Annotated in this window: 17 protein-coding genes; 12 read left to right on the forward strand and 5 right to left on the reverse strand. The window is 58.5% G+C overall.

Going from position 1 to position 14,056, the window contains the following annotated elements:
- Positions 1 to 669 (reverse strand): ATPase, encoded by a 669-nt coding sequence (locus BMS17_RS02175; protein ID WP_077430318.1) that lies wholly within the window; start codon positions 667 to 669, stop codon positions 1 to 3.
- A 236-nt stretch (positions 670 to 905) separates the two neighbouring features.
- Here BMS17_RS02175 and BMS17_RS02180 point away from each other — a divergent pair, with 236 nt between their 5' ends.
- The 3 genes from BMS17_RS02180 to BMS17_RS02190 all read left to right on the forward strand — a co-directional run bounded on the left by BMS17_RS02180 (position 906) and on the right by BMS17_RS02190 (position 3,395).
- The gene (locus tag BMS17_RS02180) at positions 906 to 1,382 is read left to right on the forward strand and encodes a hypothetical protein (protein WP_046027680.1); all 477 of its coding nucleotides are present in this window, start codon (positions 906 to 908) and stop codon (positions 1,380 to 1,382) included.
- Positions 1,383 to 1,489: 107 nt separating this feature from the next.
- A complete protein-coding gene (locus BMS17_RS02185) occupies positions 1,490 to 2,398 on the forward strand; it encodes an alpha/beta fold hydrolase (protein ID WP_046027681.1) in 909 nt (302 codons plus the stop codon).
- 256 nt (positions 2,399 to 2,654) lie between these two features.
- A complete protein-coding gene (locus BMS17_RS02190; protein WP_046027683.1) occupies positions 2,655 to 3,395 on the forward strand; it encodes a hypothetical protein in 741 nt (246 codons plus the stop codon).
- A gap of 38 nt (positions 3,396 to 3,433) precedes the next feature.
- Here the strand turns inward: BMS17_RS02190 and BMS17_RS02195 are convergent, their stop codons facing one another.
- Both BMS17_RS02195 and BMS17_RS30885 read right to left on the reverse strand, forming a co-directional pair.
- Positions 3,434 to 4,237 (reverse strand): hypothetical protein, encoded by an 804-nt coding sequence (locus tag BMS17_RS02195; protein WP_077430319.1) that lies wholly within the window; start codon positions 4,235 to 4,237, stop codon positions 3,434 to 3,436.
- Between the two features lie 145 nt (positions 4,238 to 4,382).
- Positions 4,383 to 4,757, reverse strand: coding sequence for a CstA-like transporter-associated (seleno)protein (locus BMS17_RS30885; protein ID WP_371916694.1), 375 nt, complete (start codon positions 4,755 to 4,757; stop codon positions 4,383 to 4,385).
- Between the two features lie 63 nt (positions 4,758 to 4,820).
- On the opposite strand from BMS17_RS30885, the gene BMS17_RS02205 reads away from it, so the two are divergent.
- From BMS17_RS02205 to BMS17_RS02245, 9 genes are all read left to right on the forward strand, one after another.
- On the forward strand, positions 4,821 to 5,426 hold the full coding sequence (locus BMS17_RS02205) for an SCO family protein (protein WP_046027686.1): 606 nt from the start codon (positions 4,821 to 4,823) through the stop codon (positions 5,424 to 5,426).
- The gene (locus tag BMS17_RS02210; protein WP_077430321.1) at positions 5,426 to 5,899 is read left to right on the forward strand and encodes a copper chaperone PCu(A)C; all 474 of its coding nucleotides are present in this window, start codon (positions 5,426 to 5,428) and stop codon (positions 5,897 to 5,899) included. Before BMS17_RS02205 ends, BMS17_RS02210 begins: the two co-directional genes overlap by 1 nt.
- A gap of 164 nt (positions 5,900 to 6,063) precedes the next feature.
- Entirely contained in the window at positions 6,064 to 7,410 is a 1,347-nt protein-coding gene (locus BMS17_RS02215; protein WP_371916718.1) for a flavin-containing monooxygenase, read from the forward strand.
- Between the two features lie 21 nt (positions 7,411 to 7,431).
- On the forward strand, positions 7,432 to 7,848 hold the full coding sequence (locus tag BMS17_RS02220; RefSeq protein WP_059405554.1) for a RidA family protein: 417 nt from the start codon (positions 7,432 to 7,434) through the stop codon (positions 7,846 to 7,848).
- 154 nt (positions 7,849 to 8,002) lie between these two features.
- The gene (locus BMS17_RS02225) at positions 8,003 to 8,680 is read left to right on the forward strand and encodes a DUF1028 domain-containing protein (protein WP_077430323.1); all 678 of its coding nucleotides are present in this window, start codon (positions 8,003 to 8,005) and stop codon (positions 8,678 to 8,680) included.
- Positions 8,677 to 9,825, forward strand: coding sequence for an acetylornithine deacetylase (gene argE, locus BMS17_RS02230; RefSeq protein ID WP_077430324.1), 1,149 nt, complete (start codon positions 8,677 to 8,679; stop codon positions 9,823 to 9,825). The genes BMS17_RS02225 and argE overlap by 4 nt, the downstream gene beginning before the upstream one ends.
- A 286-nt stretch (positions 9,826 to 10,111) precedes the next feature.
- A complete protein-coding gene (locus BMS17_RS02235) occupies positions 10,112 to 11,527 on the forward strand; it encodes a cytosine permease (RefSeq protein ID WP_046027692.1) in 1,416 nt (471 codons plus the stop codon).
- Positions 11,528 to 11,711: 184 nt separating this feature from the next.
- Complete coding sequence (locus tag BMS17_RS02240; RefSeq protein ID WP_046027693.1) at positions 11,712 to 11,930, forward strand: PLD nuclease N-terminal domain-containing protein; 219 nt, start codon at positions 11,712 to 11,714, stop codon at positions 11,928 to 11,930.
- 610 nt (positions 11,931 to 12,540) lie between these two features.
- Positions 12,541 to 12,834, forward strand: a complete 294-nt coding sequence (locus BMS17_RS02245) for a hypothetical protein (protein ID WP_046027694.1) — start codon at positions 12,541 to 12,543, stop codon at positions 12,832 to 12,834.
- Between the two features lie 129 nt (positions 12,835 to 12,963).
- Here the strand turns inward: BMS17_RS02245 and BMS17_RS02250 are convergent, their stop codons facing one another.
- Both BMS17_RS02250 and BMS17_RS02255 read right to left on the reverse strand, forming a co-directional pair.
- A complete protein-coding gene (locus BMS17_RS02250) occupies positions 12,964 to 13,473 on the reverse strand; it encodes a hypothetical protein (protein ID WP_077430325.1) in 510 nt (169 codons plus the stop codon).
- Between the two features lie 30 nt (positions 13,474 to 13,503).
- The gene (locus tag BMS17_RS02255) at positions 13,504 to 13,950 is read right to left on the reverse strand and encodes an NUDIX hydrolase (protein WP_077430326.1); all 447 of its coding nucleotides are present in this window, start codon (positions 13,948 to 13,950) and stop codon (positions 13,504 to 13,506) included.
- Between the last annotated feature and the right edge of the window lie 106 nt (positions 13,951 to 14,056).

Here is a 14,056-nt window from a genome sequence, read left to right on the forward strand (position 1 = left end):
TCAGTTACTCGCCACCTGCGCCACAGTGCCCGCAGTCACCAGCGCTTTAAGCGAAGCATCAAACTGCTTCAGCGCATTCACTTGCAGTTCAGTCTGCCGGTCAATCTGCGCTGCAATCTCCGGGGCCGCTTTGCCATGCACCCAGACCGAAGGCATTTGTTGAGCGCGTGAACCTTCGGCCTTGCCGATGTACTGCAGGTTCGCATCGTAGAACTTGGCCATGAACCGCGCTTCAACCTGATTGTTGCGCTTGGACACCAGGCGGCTGTAGGTGTCCAGCATCACCACCACGTCGGGGCGTGCCTGCACCAGCGCGTCGAGGTTGTCGTAGACCGTCACCGAGCCGAACTCTTTTTGCAGCGAGCCCATCAGCCAGTTGATCGCAAGCTGCGGGTCGGAACTGTTGACGAAGGCGTTGCTGATGCGCGAATCCAGTTGAGGGTTTTTCGCACCGTTCACCGCCACCGCATGGTACTGCTCAAGGTATTGGAGGGTGTTGAGGGTGTTTTCACTGTAGAGCACGCCAACGGTCTGGGCATGTTGCAGATGGGTTGTACTGTCGGCGACCGGCGGCAAATGGCACGACTTGTCAGCCGCGTAAGCCGGCACGGTGGTGGCGACGCTGCCGGTGAATACGGCGATAAAGGCCAGCAAGGTAGACATTTTCATCGCTCAGGTTCCTTCAAAGGCGAGTTCGGTATGCAGCTATCCTCCTCCCTTGGCGAAAAAACAGAACTTGCATTCCTTGATGGTGATTATTGATTAAACGAATGGTTGGGCAACGGGCCTGAATCGGACCTGGCGTGCGAAACCTCTCAATAGGAAAACGCTGCCCGTCGCAAAGCGCGGCTTTCGGTCTACGCTGTTCTGACGTCCCTTTTCTCTATCACTCATGGAGCCCAAACTTGAACTGGACTGCTTCTGCCGCTATCGCCTTGACCCTATTGTTCTCACTCTCAAGCCCCGCCTTCGCTGAAACACCGGCCCTGAATGAAGCACGCGCACTTGTCGCCAAGGCACACATGGGCAGTAACCTCCCGGCCATTGCCATGTCGACGGCGCAGGGAACGGTGTCCTACTCGATGATTGCCGAGAAGCTCGGCAGTGCCGACGCCGACCGTATCGTTTCCGAGGAAATCACCGCATTGCTGCCCGAGTACCAGCCAAAATGGGACGAGAACCTGGCACAGGCCTATGAAAAGTCATTCTCTGAAGAAGAACTGGCTTCGCTCGTCGCGGACGGTCCGACCTCACAATACGTCGAAAAAGTAAAAGCACAGCAAGCCACCGTCGGCAGCGAGATGCGCTCGACTTCAGAACCGATTGTGAGCGAACTGGTGACCGAAGCACTGAAAGAGACCATGGAAAAACGTGTCCAGTAACGGACAGCAAATCTGTCTTTGAAAAGCCGTCTACGCTGCTGCAATCGGTATCCCGCTCAGGCTGGGGGGGTACGCGACATTCCACGCGTACGTTGGGAGACACCGTTATGTTGCGTACCCTGCTGACCACTGCCTTACTGCTTGCGCTGAGCCTCCCGGCGCAGGCTGGGGTGACGCCGTTCCCTGCGGCGTTCCAGACAAAAGACATCAGCGTCGAAGGCGTCAAGATCCATGTGCGCGTCGGCGGCAAGGGGCCTGCCGTGGTGATGCTGCACGGCTTTGGCGACACCGGTGACATGTGGGCGCCACTGGCGGCGAATCTGGCCAAGGACCACACAGTCGTGGTGCCGGACCTTCGAGGCTTGGGGTTGTCGTCGATACCGGAAAGCGGCTACGACAAAAAGACCCAGGCCGGTGACATCCGCGGGGTATTGGCGGCACTGGGGATCGAGCATTCGGTGGTCATCGGCCACGACATCGGCACGATGGTCGCCTTCGCCTACGCCTCGCGTTATCCGCAATTGACTGATCGCCTGGTCGTCATGGACGCGCCGGTACCCGGCATTCCACCCTGGAACGATATCGTGCGTTCGCCGATGCTATGGCACTTCGACTTCGGCGGACCGGACGCCGAACGCCTGGTGGCAGGCCGGGAACGCATCTACCTGGACCGGTTCTGGAACGAGTTCGCAGGCGACCGCAGCAAAGTCGATGAAGCCACCCGCCAACATTACGCCAAGCTCTATGCCCGCCCCGGCGTCATGCACGCGGCCTTCGCTCAGTTCCGCAGCATTCGCCAGGACGCGGCGGACAACGAAGCGTCGATGAAGACGCGGTTGAGCATGCCGGTGCTGGCCATCGGTGGTGAAAAATCCTTCGCAGCCAATGAGGCGATCGTCATGCGCAATGCGGCGGACAACGTGACCGAAGTGGTGATACCGGGGGCCGGTCACTGGTTGATGGAAGAAGCGCCGGCAGCGACTATTCAGGCGATTCGCGATTTCATTGCACAGTGATGCCAATCGACAGGGACGAGTGATTGGCAATGCAGTTCCACGGCGAGGCGGTCAAATGATCGCCACGCTGTTTCATGGCTTGATACAACCCCGTTACGCCAGCTGTTACCTGCCGGTCCGAATCAGTGTTGATGACCACTGCGACTGTAACGCCAAGACACTTCGCCGCCCTGTTCTGCCCGCCTACAGTGAAGCCGTCAATGTGCTAACAGGGCCATTGATTGCCTAACACATCACTCCAAGGAATAGGGAAATCATGAGTAAATCCACTGCGGTAAGTGCCCATCAAAAACAGCTGCATGATGACGTGCAGGCGGCCGTCAAATCGATCATGGCCGCACCAACGGCCTTGAAAACCTCCGACTACAGCAAGGTCCTGACCTCAACCCTGGCGGCCACGCAAAAGTCGGTGAAGATCCAGATCGCGTCCGGCGACCTGACCACGCTGAAACAGTCCGGCTACAAACTGTGCTTTGCCAAGAAAGTCGGCACCGAAGCGTACAACGTGGTCTGGCAGTCCTATGTCGCCTACTTGAGTAACAGCACCTTCAGCTGGACCCCGCAATATCAGCTGTTCGGTTCCAACTCGTTCCAGGCCAACGTGCAAGTGGATGTCTCGACCAACATCGTCAACATCGGCCTGGGTCAACAGTCAGTGCTTGATACTTCCGGCCTGCTTGGCTCGGCGACGACCGGCGGCCCTGACACATCGATTACCCTGATCAATAACTACGGCGCGATCCACCCAGGCATCAGCCAATTGTCCACCGGCATCGATGGCAAGCAGGTCAGCACGCCAATCTACGTGGCGTCCAATCAGATCGTCACCGGCTCCACGGTGTTGACCCCGGTCGAAACCATATTGGTCTGGTTCGAACAGAACGTGCAGACCAGCACCATGTTCAGTACCTCGCGCTCTCAATCCGTCGAAATAGACCTGACCTTCGACAACAGTGCCACCCGCCTCTACTCCGGCGGCAGCTGGACCGTCGTGTAACACGGCATCCGGGGCGACCTTGCGGTTGCCCCGCTTTCTCAAGCGTCACCGTCGCCCCGGGCGAAATACCCGGTCAATGACTGGCAGATAGACTCCGCCAAATCTTCCTGAGTGGCGATGCCGTAAGGTCGATTGCGATCAAACTGCTCTGACCAGCGAATTCGCCCCTGCGCAATATCGATCAGGCGCACCGAAGCCCGGACCCGGGTCGATTCAACCCGCACGCTGCCCTCCAGTGAATAACTGCCGCGCCCGGCCCTCACCAGGTCCGGGGCTTTGACGCTGTTGCGCGCGACCTTCATCAATACGTGGTTGCCACGGCTTTGCGTCTGCTCGAATGACTCGAACAGCTTACAGCTCAACTCTTCGCACAAGCCCCGGGCGAAGTCATCGCCGTCGCGGGTGATGCAGGTGAATGGCTGAATCTGCAAGACCGGATGGCGAGTCGCGATCCCTTTGGGCCTGAGCCGCTGGTAAGCCAGTCGATAACACCCGGCCGGTATGCTCAGGCGTATCGCGTCTTGTTGGCCGGTGGTGGCGTAATGGGTGGTGAGCTTGCGTCGCAACCGCCCCACTTGCACGCGCACCACCGGATCATCGCCCGTACAGTAAATCGCCGGATCACGGCGAAACACCGCCAGGCCGATGGCGTGCTCGGTGAGCGCAATGTTCGGACATTGAAGGTCATGATCGACCAGAAAGCGCAGCAGACTGCCCATTCGCCGGGACTTGGAAAACACCGGGCTGGCCAATAGCTGCGCCAATACCCGCTCCATTTCTTCACGATCAAGTGGTCCGGGGACACCCTCGGCACTTGAATTGCCAACGTGCTTGATCACCATTGCCTGCCTCCGTGCAGGTTATCGACAATCACTCGTCGTACTCCATGGCCACGCGCAACGCCCGCCCTGAAGTGGCTCGGGCGCTGCAATGTCGAAGCTTAGCAGCCGTAGAATATTGTGCTGAGCGCAACGCTCACAGAGGCATTCAGCAGCAACGCGTCGTGCATTGCTTGCCGCCGTAGCGAGCCTCCTGACGCTCGCGAATAAACATCGAATGGCTCATGACCGGCTGATCTTGTAGCAGCTGCCGTAACACCGACTTTGTAGCAGCTGCCGAGCCCGCGAGGCTGCGTTCGGCTGCGCAGCAGTCGTAAACCCTGAGTGCGCGGTGAACCTGACACACCGCATTGTCTGATCTCACGACTGCTGCGCAGCCGAACGCAGCCTCGCGAGCTCGGCAGCTGCTACGGGATCGCGTTATGGCCACTGATCCGCATTTTTCTGCAGACTCTGCCGCTGTACTGGTACCAGCGCTGGTCCGACAATGAGCAACGCACCGCAACAGTTTGTTAATATCCACCCGCTTTTTTCGTCTGATTTATCAGCCGCCACAGATTTCACGTCGCTACACAGGATTTCCCCCATGAGTACGTTGTATACCCGTCGCACTGTCCTGCGCGGCATGAGCCTGCTGAGCCTCGGCCTGTTGGCCGGCTGCGATGACAGCAGCAAGCTGTCGTACAAGTACGGCAAGGACCTCAGCGACAAGATCATGGGCCGTACCTTCAAGCTCAAGGACGCCGACGGCGAAACGAAGATGCTGACCAGCTATCGCGGCATGATGCCGATGGTCTTCTTCGGCTTCACCCAATGCCCGGCGGTGTGCCCGACCACCCTGGCCCGCGCCGCCCAAGCGAAAAAACTGATGGGCCGCGATGGCGAAAAGCTGCAAGTGATCTTCATCACCCTGGACCCCGAGCGCGACACGCCACAGATGCTCGACAAATACGTCAAATCGTTCGACCCGACGTTCGAAGCGCTGCACGGCACGCTGGAAGAAACCGCCGCCACCGCCAAGGAATTCGGCGTGTTCTTCGAAAAAGTCCCGAACGGTGACAGCTACACTCTCTCCCACACCGCGACCAGTTACGTCTTCGACTCCCGGGGCAATCTGCGCCTGGGCCTGTCCGCATCCCTTACCGCCCAAGAGTGCGCAGAAGACCTGCTCACCGTCATGGAGGTCTGCTAATGACTTCAACCCCCTTCAAGCGCATCAAACAACTGGCCCTGGGCCTGTCCCTGATCGGCCTGGCCTTTCAGGTGTCGGCTCAAACCCAGGTCCAGAACGCCTGGGTTCGCGCGACCGTGGCCGACCAACCGTCGACCGGCGCCTTCATGACCCTGCAAGCCGACAGCGACAGCACCCTGCTGAGCGTTCAGTCCCCGGCGGCAAAAACGGTACAGATTCACCAAATGAGCATGGAAGACGATGTGATGAGCATGCGTCAGGTCGACTCCGTGCCGCTGCCGGCCGGCAAGCCCGTGAACTTCGACCCGCATGGCTACCACGTGATGTTGATTGACCTGGTGGCTCAGGTGAAGGAAGGCGACAAAGTGCCGCTGACCCTGACCGTGAAAAACGCCAAGGGCGAGCAGGAAACCGTCGAAGTACAAGCCGAAGCCCGGGCACTCGGCACGATGGATCACAGCAAGATGCATTAAGGCGTTGGGCGTGATGCCCTAACCGTGCAACACCCTCCCTCCAGACCCGCCACCCAGGCGGGTCTAAGCGTTCTGCCTCAGTTATTTATACTCAAATGCCAGCTTAATAATATTTTACCGATACAGGGGTGATCCCTAGTCTTGAGCCCAAGAGATGGCAGGCCATAAGCGACCTGAATCCCACTTCGAAGGGTAGAGAGATGACCACAGAAAAAACAAAAACAGACACGCTGATCGTTGGCGCCGGTCAGGCTGGCGTGGCCATGAGTGAACACCTGAGCAAACTTGGCGTGCCGCACCTGGTGCTGGAGCGCAACCGTATTGCCGAGCGCTGGCGCACCGGGCGTTGGGATTCGCTGGTGGCCAATGGTCCGGCCTGGCACGACCGTTTTCCCGGCCTGGAATTCGACGACCTCAGCCCGGACGGCTTTGCCCCCAAAGAGCGCGTGGCGGACTACTTCGAAGCCTATGCGAAAAAATTCAACGCACCGGTACGCACCGGCGTCGACGTGCTCAAAGTCGAGCGCAATGTCGGCCGTCCGGGCTTCACCATCGAAACCTCCGAAGGCGTGATCGAGGCCAACCGTGTGGTAGCCGCCACCGGGCCGTTCCAGACGCCAGTAATCCCGCCTATCGCGCCTAAAGATCAACCGTTCTTGCAGATCCACTCGGCCGACTATCGCAATCCCGGTCAACTGCCGGAAGGCGCTGTGCTCGTGGTTGGCGCCGGCTCGTCGGGGGTGCAGATCGCCGATGAATTGCAGCGCTCCGGCAAACAGGTTTACCTCTCGGTCGGCGCGCACGACCGCCCGCCTCGCGCCTACCGCAACCGTGATTTCTGCTGGTGGCTGGGTGTGCTGGGCGAATGGGATCAGGCCGCGATGAAACCCGGTCGCGAACACGTGACCATCGCGGTCAGCGGTGCGCAGGGCGGCAAGACGGTCGACTTCCGGGGGCTCGCCCATCGCGGCATGACCCTTGTCGGTCTGACCCAATCGTTCAACGGCAGCGTGGCGACGTTTCAACCGAACCTGGCCGAGAACCTGGCGCGCGGTGATGAAAACTACCTGGCGCTGCTCAATGCCGCCGACGCCTACATCGAAAGCAATGGTCTGGACCTGCCGGAAGAACCTGAAGCGCGCATGACCTTCCCGGATCCGGAATGCGTGAAGAATCCGATTCTTGAACTCGATCTGGCCAAGGCCGGCATCACCTCAATCATCTGGGCCACCGGTTTTGCCATCGATTACAGCTGGCTGAAGGTCAACGCCTTCGACGACAAGGGCAAGCCAGCGCACCAGCGCGGTGTGTCGAGTGAGCCGGGGGTGTATTTCCTCGGGCTGCCATGGCAGTCGCGTCGCGGTTCTTCGTTCATCTGGGGGGTGTGGCACGACGCCAAGTACGTGGCCGATCACATCGCCATCCAGCGTTCGTACCTCGACTACCACGATGCGGCGCAGCGTCAGGCTGAAAGCGTGCCGGTCGCTCACAAAACCACGGTCAGTGCTTGATTTTTTATTCAGGAGTTTCAGATGTCCACGCCAACCCACACCCGAATTCGCATGTTCAACACCAAGGAAACCTACCCGAACCAGAGCCTGGACAACGATTTGTGCCAGGCCGTGCGGGCCGGGAATACCGTTTATGTTCGCGGTCAGGTCGGGACTGACTTCGAAGGCAAACTGGTCGGTCTGGGCGACCCGCGCGCGCAGGCCGAGCAAGCGATGCGCAACGTCAAACAGTTGCTGGAAGAGGCCGGCAGCGATCTCAGCCACATCGTGAAAACCACGACGTACCTGATTGATCCGCGCTATCGCGAGCCGGTTTATCAGGAAGTCGGCAAGTGGCTCAAGGGCGTGTTCCCGATTTCCACCGGGTTGGTGGTGTCGGCGTTGGGGCAGCCGCAGTGGTTGATGGAGATCGATGTGATTGCGGTGATTCCTGAGTAGACCGAGTCGCGGCCTTCGCAGGCAAGCCAGCTCCCACAGGGATCTCCAGTGGTCATAGTTTTGTGTACGACCTCAATCAACTGTGGGAGCGGGCTTGCCCGCGATGGCGTCCGCCCAGACACCTTATTCGCCAGGCTAAACAAGGAGCACAACCATGACCTTCTCCATCGCCGCCCGTTGCCCTGAAACCGGTCAGTTCGGCATTGCGATCAGTTCCTCCAGCATCGCCGTCGGCGCCCGTTGCCCGTGGCTGCTTCCGGGTGTCGGCGCGGTCTCCACGCAAAACATCACCCTGCCCTCGCTCGGCCCGGAAACCCTCGCGCTCATGGAGCAAGGCCTCGCGCCTGCCGAGGCGCTGGACAAAGTCCTGACCCGCAACGGCTACAGCCAATACCGGCAAATCACCGCCATTGACCACCTGGGCCAGACCGCGCATTTCAGCGGTGCACAAACCCTGGGTAACCACAATGCCGTGTCCGGCGAACAATGCGTGGCGGCCGGCAACATGCTGGCGGATCGCTCAGTGATCGAAGCCATGGTCCACGCGTTCGAGCACGGCGAAGGTCAACTGGCCGACCGCTTGCTGGCCGCCATGAAAGCCGCCATCGCGGCTGGCGGCGAGGCCGGGCCGGTGCATTCGGCGGCATTGGTGGTGGTCGGTGAACTGACCTGGCCGATCATCAACCTGCGGGTGGATTGGGCGGACGAAAACCCGATCGGCCAGTTGGAAAAACTCTGGGACGCCTATCGCCCGCAAGTCCAGGACTACATCGACCGCGCCCTCGCCCCTGACAAATCCCCCGGTTACGGCGTCGCCGGAGACGACCGATGAGCCACAGCCGCGATTTGCTGAAAACGCTGGTGGCGTTCGACACCACCAGCCGCGAATCCAACCTGCACCTGATCGAGTTCGTTGGCGACTACCTCGAAAGCTTCGATGTGCAGTGCGAACTGATCTACAACGAGCAGCGCAGCAAGGCCAATCTGTTCGCCACCCTCGGCCCGGCGCATCTGCCGGGCATCGTGCTGTCGGGACACACCGACGTGGTGCCCGTCGACGGTCAGCCGTGGACCGTTGCGCCGTTCGAACTCACCGAGCGCGACGGCAAACTCTACGGTCGCGGCACGGCGGACATGAAAGGCTACATCGCCTGCGTGCTCGCCCTGGTGCCGTCGCTGGTGAAGGCCACGTTGCGCCGGCCGGTGCACATTGCGCTGTCCTACGATGAAGAGGTTGGCTGCCTCGGCGTGCGCTCGCTGCTGACGGAACTGCAACAGCGTCCGGTCAAACCAATGCTGTGCATTATCGGTGAACCGACCGAACTGAAACCGGTGCTCGGGCATAAAGGCAAACTGGCGATGCGCTGCGATGTTCACGGCCAAGCGTGCCATTCCGCCTACGCGCCGCAGGGGGTCAATGCGATTGAATACGCCGCTGAATTGATCGGTGAGCTGGGACGCATCGGTCACCGACTGAAGGCGCCGGAGCTTCACGATGCGCGGTTCGATCCGCCGTTCAGCACCGTGCAAACCGGCGTGATTTCTGGTGGCAAGGCATTGAACATCGTCCCCGCCGATTGCCGCTTCGACTTCGAAATCCGAGCCCTGCCTTCGTTTGATCCCGTTGATGTGGCGCAGGAACTGAAGGCCTATGCCGAGCAACACGTGTTGCCGCGCATGCGGGCCGTGAGTGAGCAGAGTGAGATTCGCTTCAGCGAGTTGTCGGCGTATCCCGGTTTGGTGACGGATGCGCACAGTGAAGCGGCGGAATTGATTGCTTTATTTTCGGGCTCAAGAGCGTTCGGCACCGTGGCATTCGGCACCGAGGGCGGCCTGTTCGACGCTGCCGGAATTCCCACCGTCGTCTGCGGCCCCGGCAGCATGGATCAGGGCCACAAACCCGACGAATTCGTCAGCCTCGAACAGCTCAACGCCTGCGATGCCATGCTGCAACGGATGCTGCTATCGATCAGCTGACAAAGAATCTGAACACACCAAAAATCCCTGTGGGAGCGGGCTTGCCCGCGATGAGGGCCTGACAGCCGATATAGAACTGGCTGACAGACCGCCATCGCGGGCAAGCCCGCTCCCACAGGTTTTTCACTGTCCCGGCGACATACATTTTTTAACGTCTATACCCACAATCTTACTAATTTATCTCTCGCCACCCACCGCACATCATCAACTCCAACAAGAAAAGCGTCGCCCTGTGCGGCGCTCACCGAAGTACGTCCACGTACTCAAAATTGCCTTGGAGTCCGTCATGGTTACCGCTGCAACCACCACCGCCCCGCTCATTGAAAAACACACCATTGGCTACGTGCCGCCCGAAGATCGCCACGGAAAAACCCGCGACCTGTTCACCCTCTGGTTCGGCGGCAACATCGCGCCGTTGCCCATCGTCACCGGCGCCCTCGGCGTGCAAATGTTTCACCTGAACCTGGTGTGGGGCATTGTCGCCATCCTCGTCGGCCACCTGGTCGGCGGCGTGCTGATGGCGCTGCACTCGGCGCAAGGCCCGCAGATGGGCATCCCGCAAATGATCCAGAGCCGCGCCCAGTTCGGCTCCCTCGGCGCACTGCTGGTGGTGCTGATCGCCGGCGTGATGTACATCGGCTTCTTCGCCTCCAACATCGTCCTCGCCGGCAAGTCCCTTCACGGCGTCGTCGACAGCGTTCCGGTGCCGGTAGGCATCGTCATCGGCGCCCTCGGTTCCGGCATCATCGGCATCATTGGCTACCGCTTCATCCACGTGCTCAACCGCATCGGCACCTGGGTGCTCGGCGCCGGCATCGTGCTCGGTTTCGGCTACATCTTCACCCACGTGCAGACTGCCGACTTCCTCACCCGTGGCAGCTTCAACCTGTCCGGCTGGCTCGCCACCGTGTCCCTCGCCGCGCTCTGGCAAATCGCCTTCGCGCCGTACGTCTCCGACTACTCGCGCTACCTGCCGGCCAACGTACCGGTCGCCGCCACGTTCTGGACCACGTACCTGGGCACCGTCCTCGGCTCCAGCCTCTCGTTCATCTTCGGCGCCGTCGCCGTCCTCGCCACGCCCGTCGGGATGGACACCATGGACGCCGTCAAACTCGCCACCGGCTCCGTCGGCCCGCTGATGCTCATGCTGTTCCTGCTCAGCGTCATCAGCCACAACGCCCTCAACCTCTACGGCGCCGTGCTGTCGCTGATCACCCTGGTGCAAACCTTCGCCTACCGCTGGATCCCCACCGCAAAAAGCCGCGCCGTCCTCTCGGTATTGGTCCTCGCCGCCTGCTGCTTCGCCGCCGTCGGCGCCTCCGCCAACTTCATCGGCCACTTCGTCGACATGGTGCTGGTGCTGCTCGTAGTGCTGGTGCCGTGGACCGCAATCAACCTGATCGACTTCTATGCGATTCACAAAGGTCATTACGACATTGATTCGATCTTCAAGGTCGATGGCGGGATTTACGGGCGGTACAACCCGCAGGCGTTGTTGGCGTATGCGATCGGGATTGTGGTGCAGATTCCGTTCATGAATACGCCGCTGTATGTCGGGCCGATTTCGGAGCACATCAATGGCGCTGATTTGTCCTGGTTGGTCGGCCTGCTGATCACCTCGCCGCTCTACTACTGGCTCGCCAACCGCGACACCGCTTACAAACGCCGCCTCGCCACCGGAAAACTGGCCACCTCGATCTAACTAACCCTGCAACTCCATGTGGGAGCGGGCTTGCCCGCGAATGCGGAAGGCCAGGTAAAATTGAATGACCTGACAGACCACCATCGCGAGCAACCCCGCTTATGCCTAACCCACAAAACCCAAAAATTAATGAACCCTGCCCACCATCACTCACCTAACTGAATGACCATCAGGAGGGTGACCCATGCAATTCGAAACAACCTGGATAGTACTTACGGCAGTTCTTCTACTGATCGAGCTATGGGCAATCAACAGAGTCCGCAAAGCCGACGGCAAATCGAGCAACAAACTCTTGTGGATCGTGGTGATCGTGTTCGTGCCGATGATTGGGGTCCTGGCATGGGCAGCGTTCGGCCCGAAAAACACCGAACACAACCCGCATTCGCCGCAGGACCGACAATGACGTCGAACGATCCGCAACATCGATTTTGGTAATTGCACAAAGCCCCAACGATTCGGGGCTTTGTCGTTTCGGGCCATCCGAAAAACATGTAGGAAACCGCCCCCTGTGACGAGGGAGCTTGCTCCCACTGAGCAGCGAAGCCGCCCCATCCCTCACCAAACTTTTAAACAACTCAAAACCCTGTAGCAGCTGGCGAAGCCTGCGTCCGGTTGCGCAGCAGCCGTAAACCCAGCGAGCAAGGTTCACCTGACACTAAACAACCTTTGATTTCACGCCCGCGACCCAACTGCATTCAACCGCAGCCACCCACCGAAATGCCCAGTTTGCGTCCTACAACCCCGTTTGCAGCCACCAAAATCGACGCCTATATTCGACTCGTTGCTGACCGCAGTCAGCGAAAGGGTTTCGCAGCCCTGAAGAAGATGACGCACCGCTAAATGACAACTGTGGCAAACTTTGCCGCCGTTACGTTTTATGGCGGCTGTGTGTGGGAGACCTTCGGGTCTGCCGGCTTTTGTCTCTTCTCCGGTCTGCGAACCCACACATAGCTGCCACCTATTTGTTTCGCAGCAGAAAGGTGGCTACATAATCCTTTGAAGAGCTCATCTTTATGTCTACGAACAATCCGCCCCGCCGCTTCACCCCGATGTCCCAATTCGCCACCGACTACCCTGTCCTGCTCATCGACAACGACGCCCCGCTACGCGAACTCCACAACTGCCTCAGCGAACGCCTCAACGCCGTCCTCAAATACCTAAACCTGATGGCCTGCACCAGCCTCCCCGACTACGCCGAAAACGACATCAACACCGTCACCAACATCGCCCGGATCATGGTCCAGGATGTGAGTGATGTGTTTCGGGTGATTGAGCAGCGTGGATTCGATACGCATAAGGATCAGTGACCGAATTACCACAATAAAAAACCCGCATTACTGCGGGTTTTTCATGATCTGTTTCATACATGGCAGAATCCCCCAATCGCAATCAAAGGTGACAGATCTATTTATTAAGTAAAAATTTCATCATTTCCACTAGAAAAGAGATTTGCTTTTACGCTCTTGCCTTTGCTTTTCTCTAGCTTCCCGTTCCTCCCTTGCAAGCTTTTTCATTTCTTCATAAAACTTAGTTGATGTTAATCTGAGATTCCACATATGACCGATTGCGACTGTTGTAGCAATGACTGTAGTGGCGCCAGCCCAGGCGGTTTTGTTCTGCGCAATTCTGCTTAAAATAGAATAGCAAGGCCACAGGCCGGGAATGCTCACGCCTAACTCTAACAGCAGCGTATACCCAAAAAGGAATGCACCCGCGAAAAGCAACCCGAGAATTGAGAACATACCCAAGTAATACATTATGGATGATGAAACCACCCAAGCATTTCGGACAAAAACAGGAACAGCAAGTATTACACCGAGCAATCTATAACCGATTATCTCAGCAAAATTGTTATACCAACAAGGAAGAAAAGGCCGGAAAATATATGAAACCATCCATATAACAAATATCACTTTTAACACTATAACAATAACGTCCCACCCCATATGCACCTCGCCAACAAACAGCCACAGAGATCAATTCAGCAATGCGACCTTTTTAAGTAGATCGTAGAGCCCATCAGGAACCAACGGCGCCTCATCACTAAAGCCCTCCCACTCCAGCCACTTCGCAGTGAACGTCGCACCATCGGTTTCCTGACCGCCCAAATACGGCAAATCATAAACGCTAACATCCACAAACTTCGCATCGTAAACCTGCACAATTTCGTGCCCTGGCCTGCCGGCGTAGGTAAAGATGTTTTCAAGCGTCCCGAGCAAGCGGACATCAGTAATAGCCAAACCAAGTTCTTCCTGAACTTCGCGGACAATGGCTTGGGCACTGGTTTCGCCAAACTCGATTCCACCGCCGATTGGGCGGAAAAATGGGCGGTTTTTGATGGGGTCGTGGGCTTCGCTGAGCAGGATCTTGCCATTGTGATGGAAGATGCAGAGTGCGAGGGGGCGGATGCGGGGTGTGGTCATGAGGTGAAGTCCATTTCTTTAGATAAACGCTGAAGCAGCTGCTTCCATTCAGCATGGGTGTTGAATGCGGACGCAGCCTTCGGCAGCTGCTACAAGGTTGCGTCCG

Origin of the sequence: Pseudomonas sp. C9 (assembly GCF_002000165.1) — a bacterium.
Taxonomy (GTDB): domain Bacteria; phylum Pseudomonadota; class Gammaproteobacteria; order Pseudomonadales; family Pseudomonadaceae; genus Aquipseudomonas.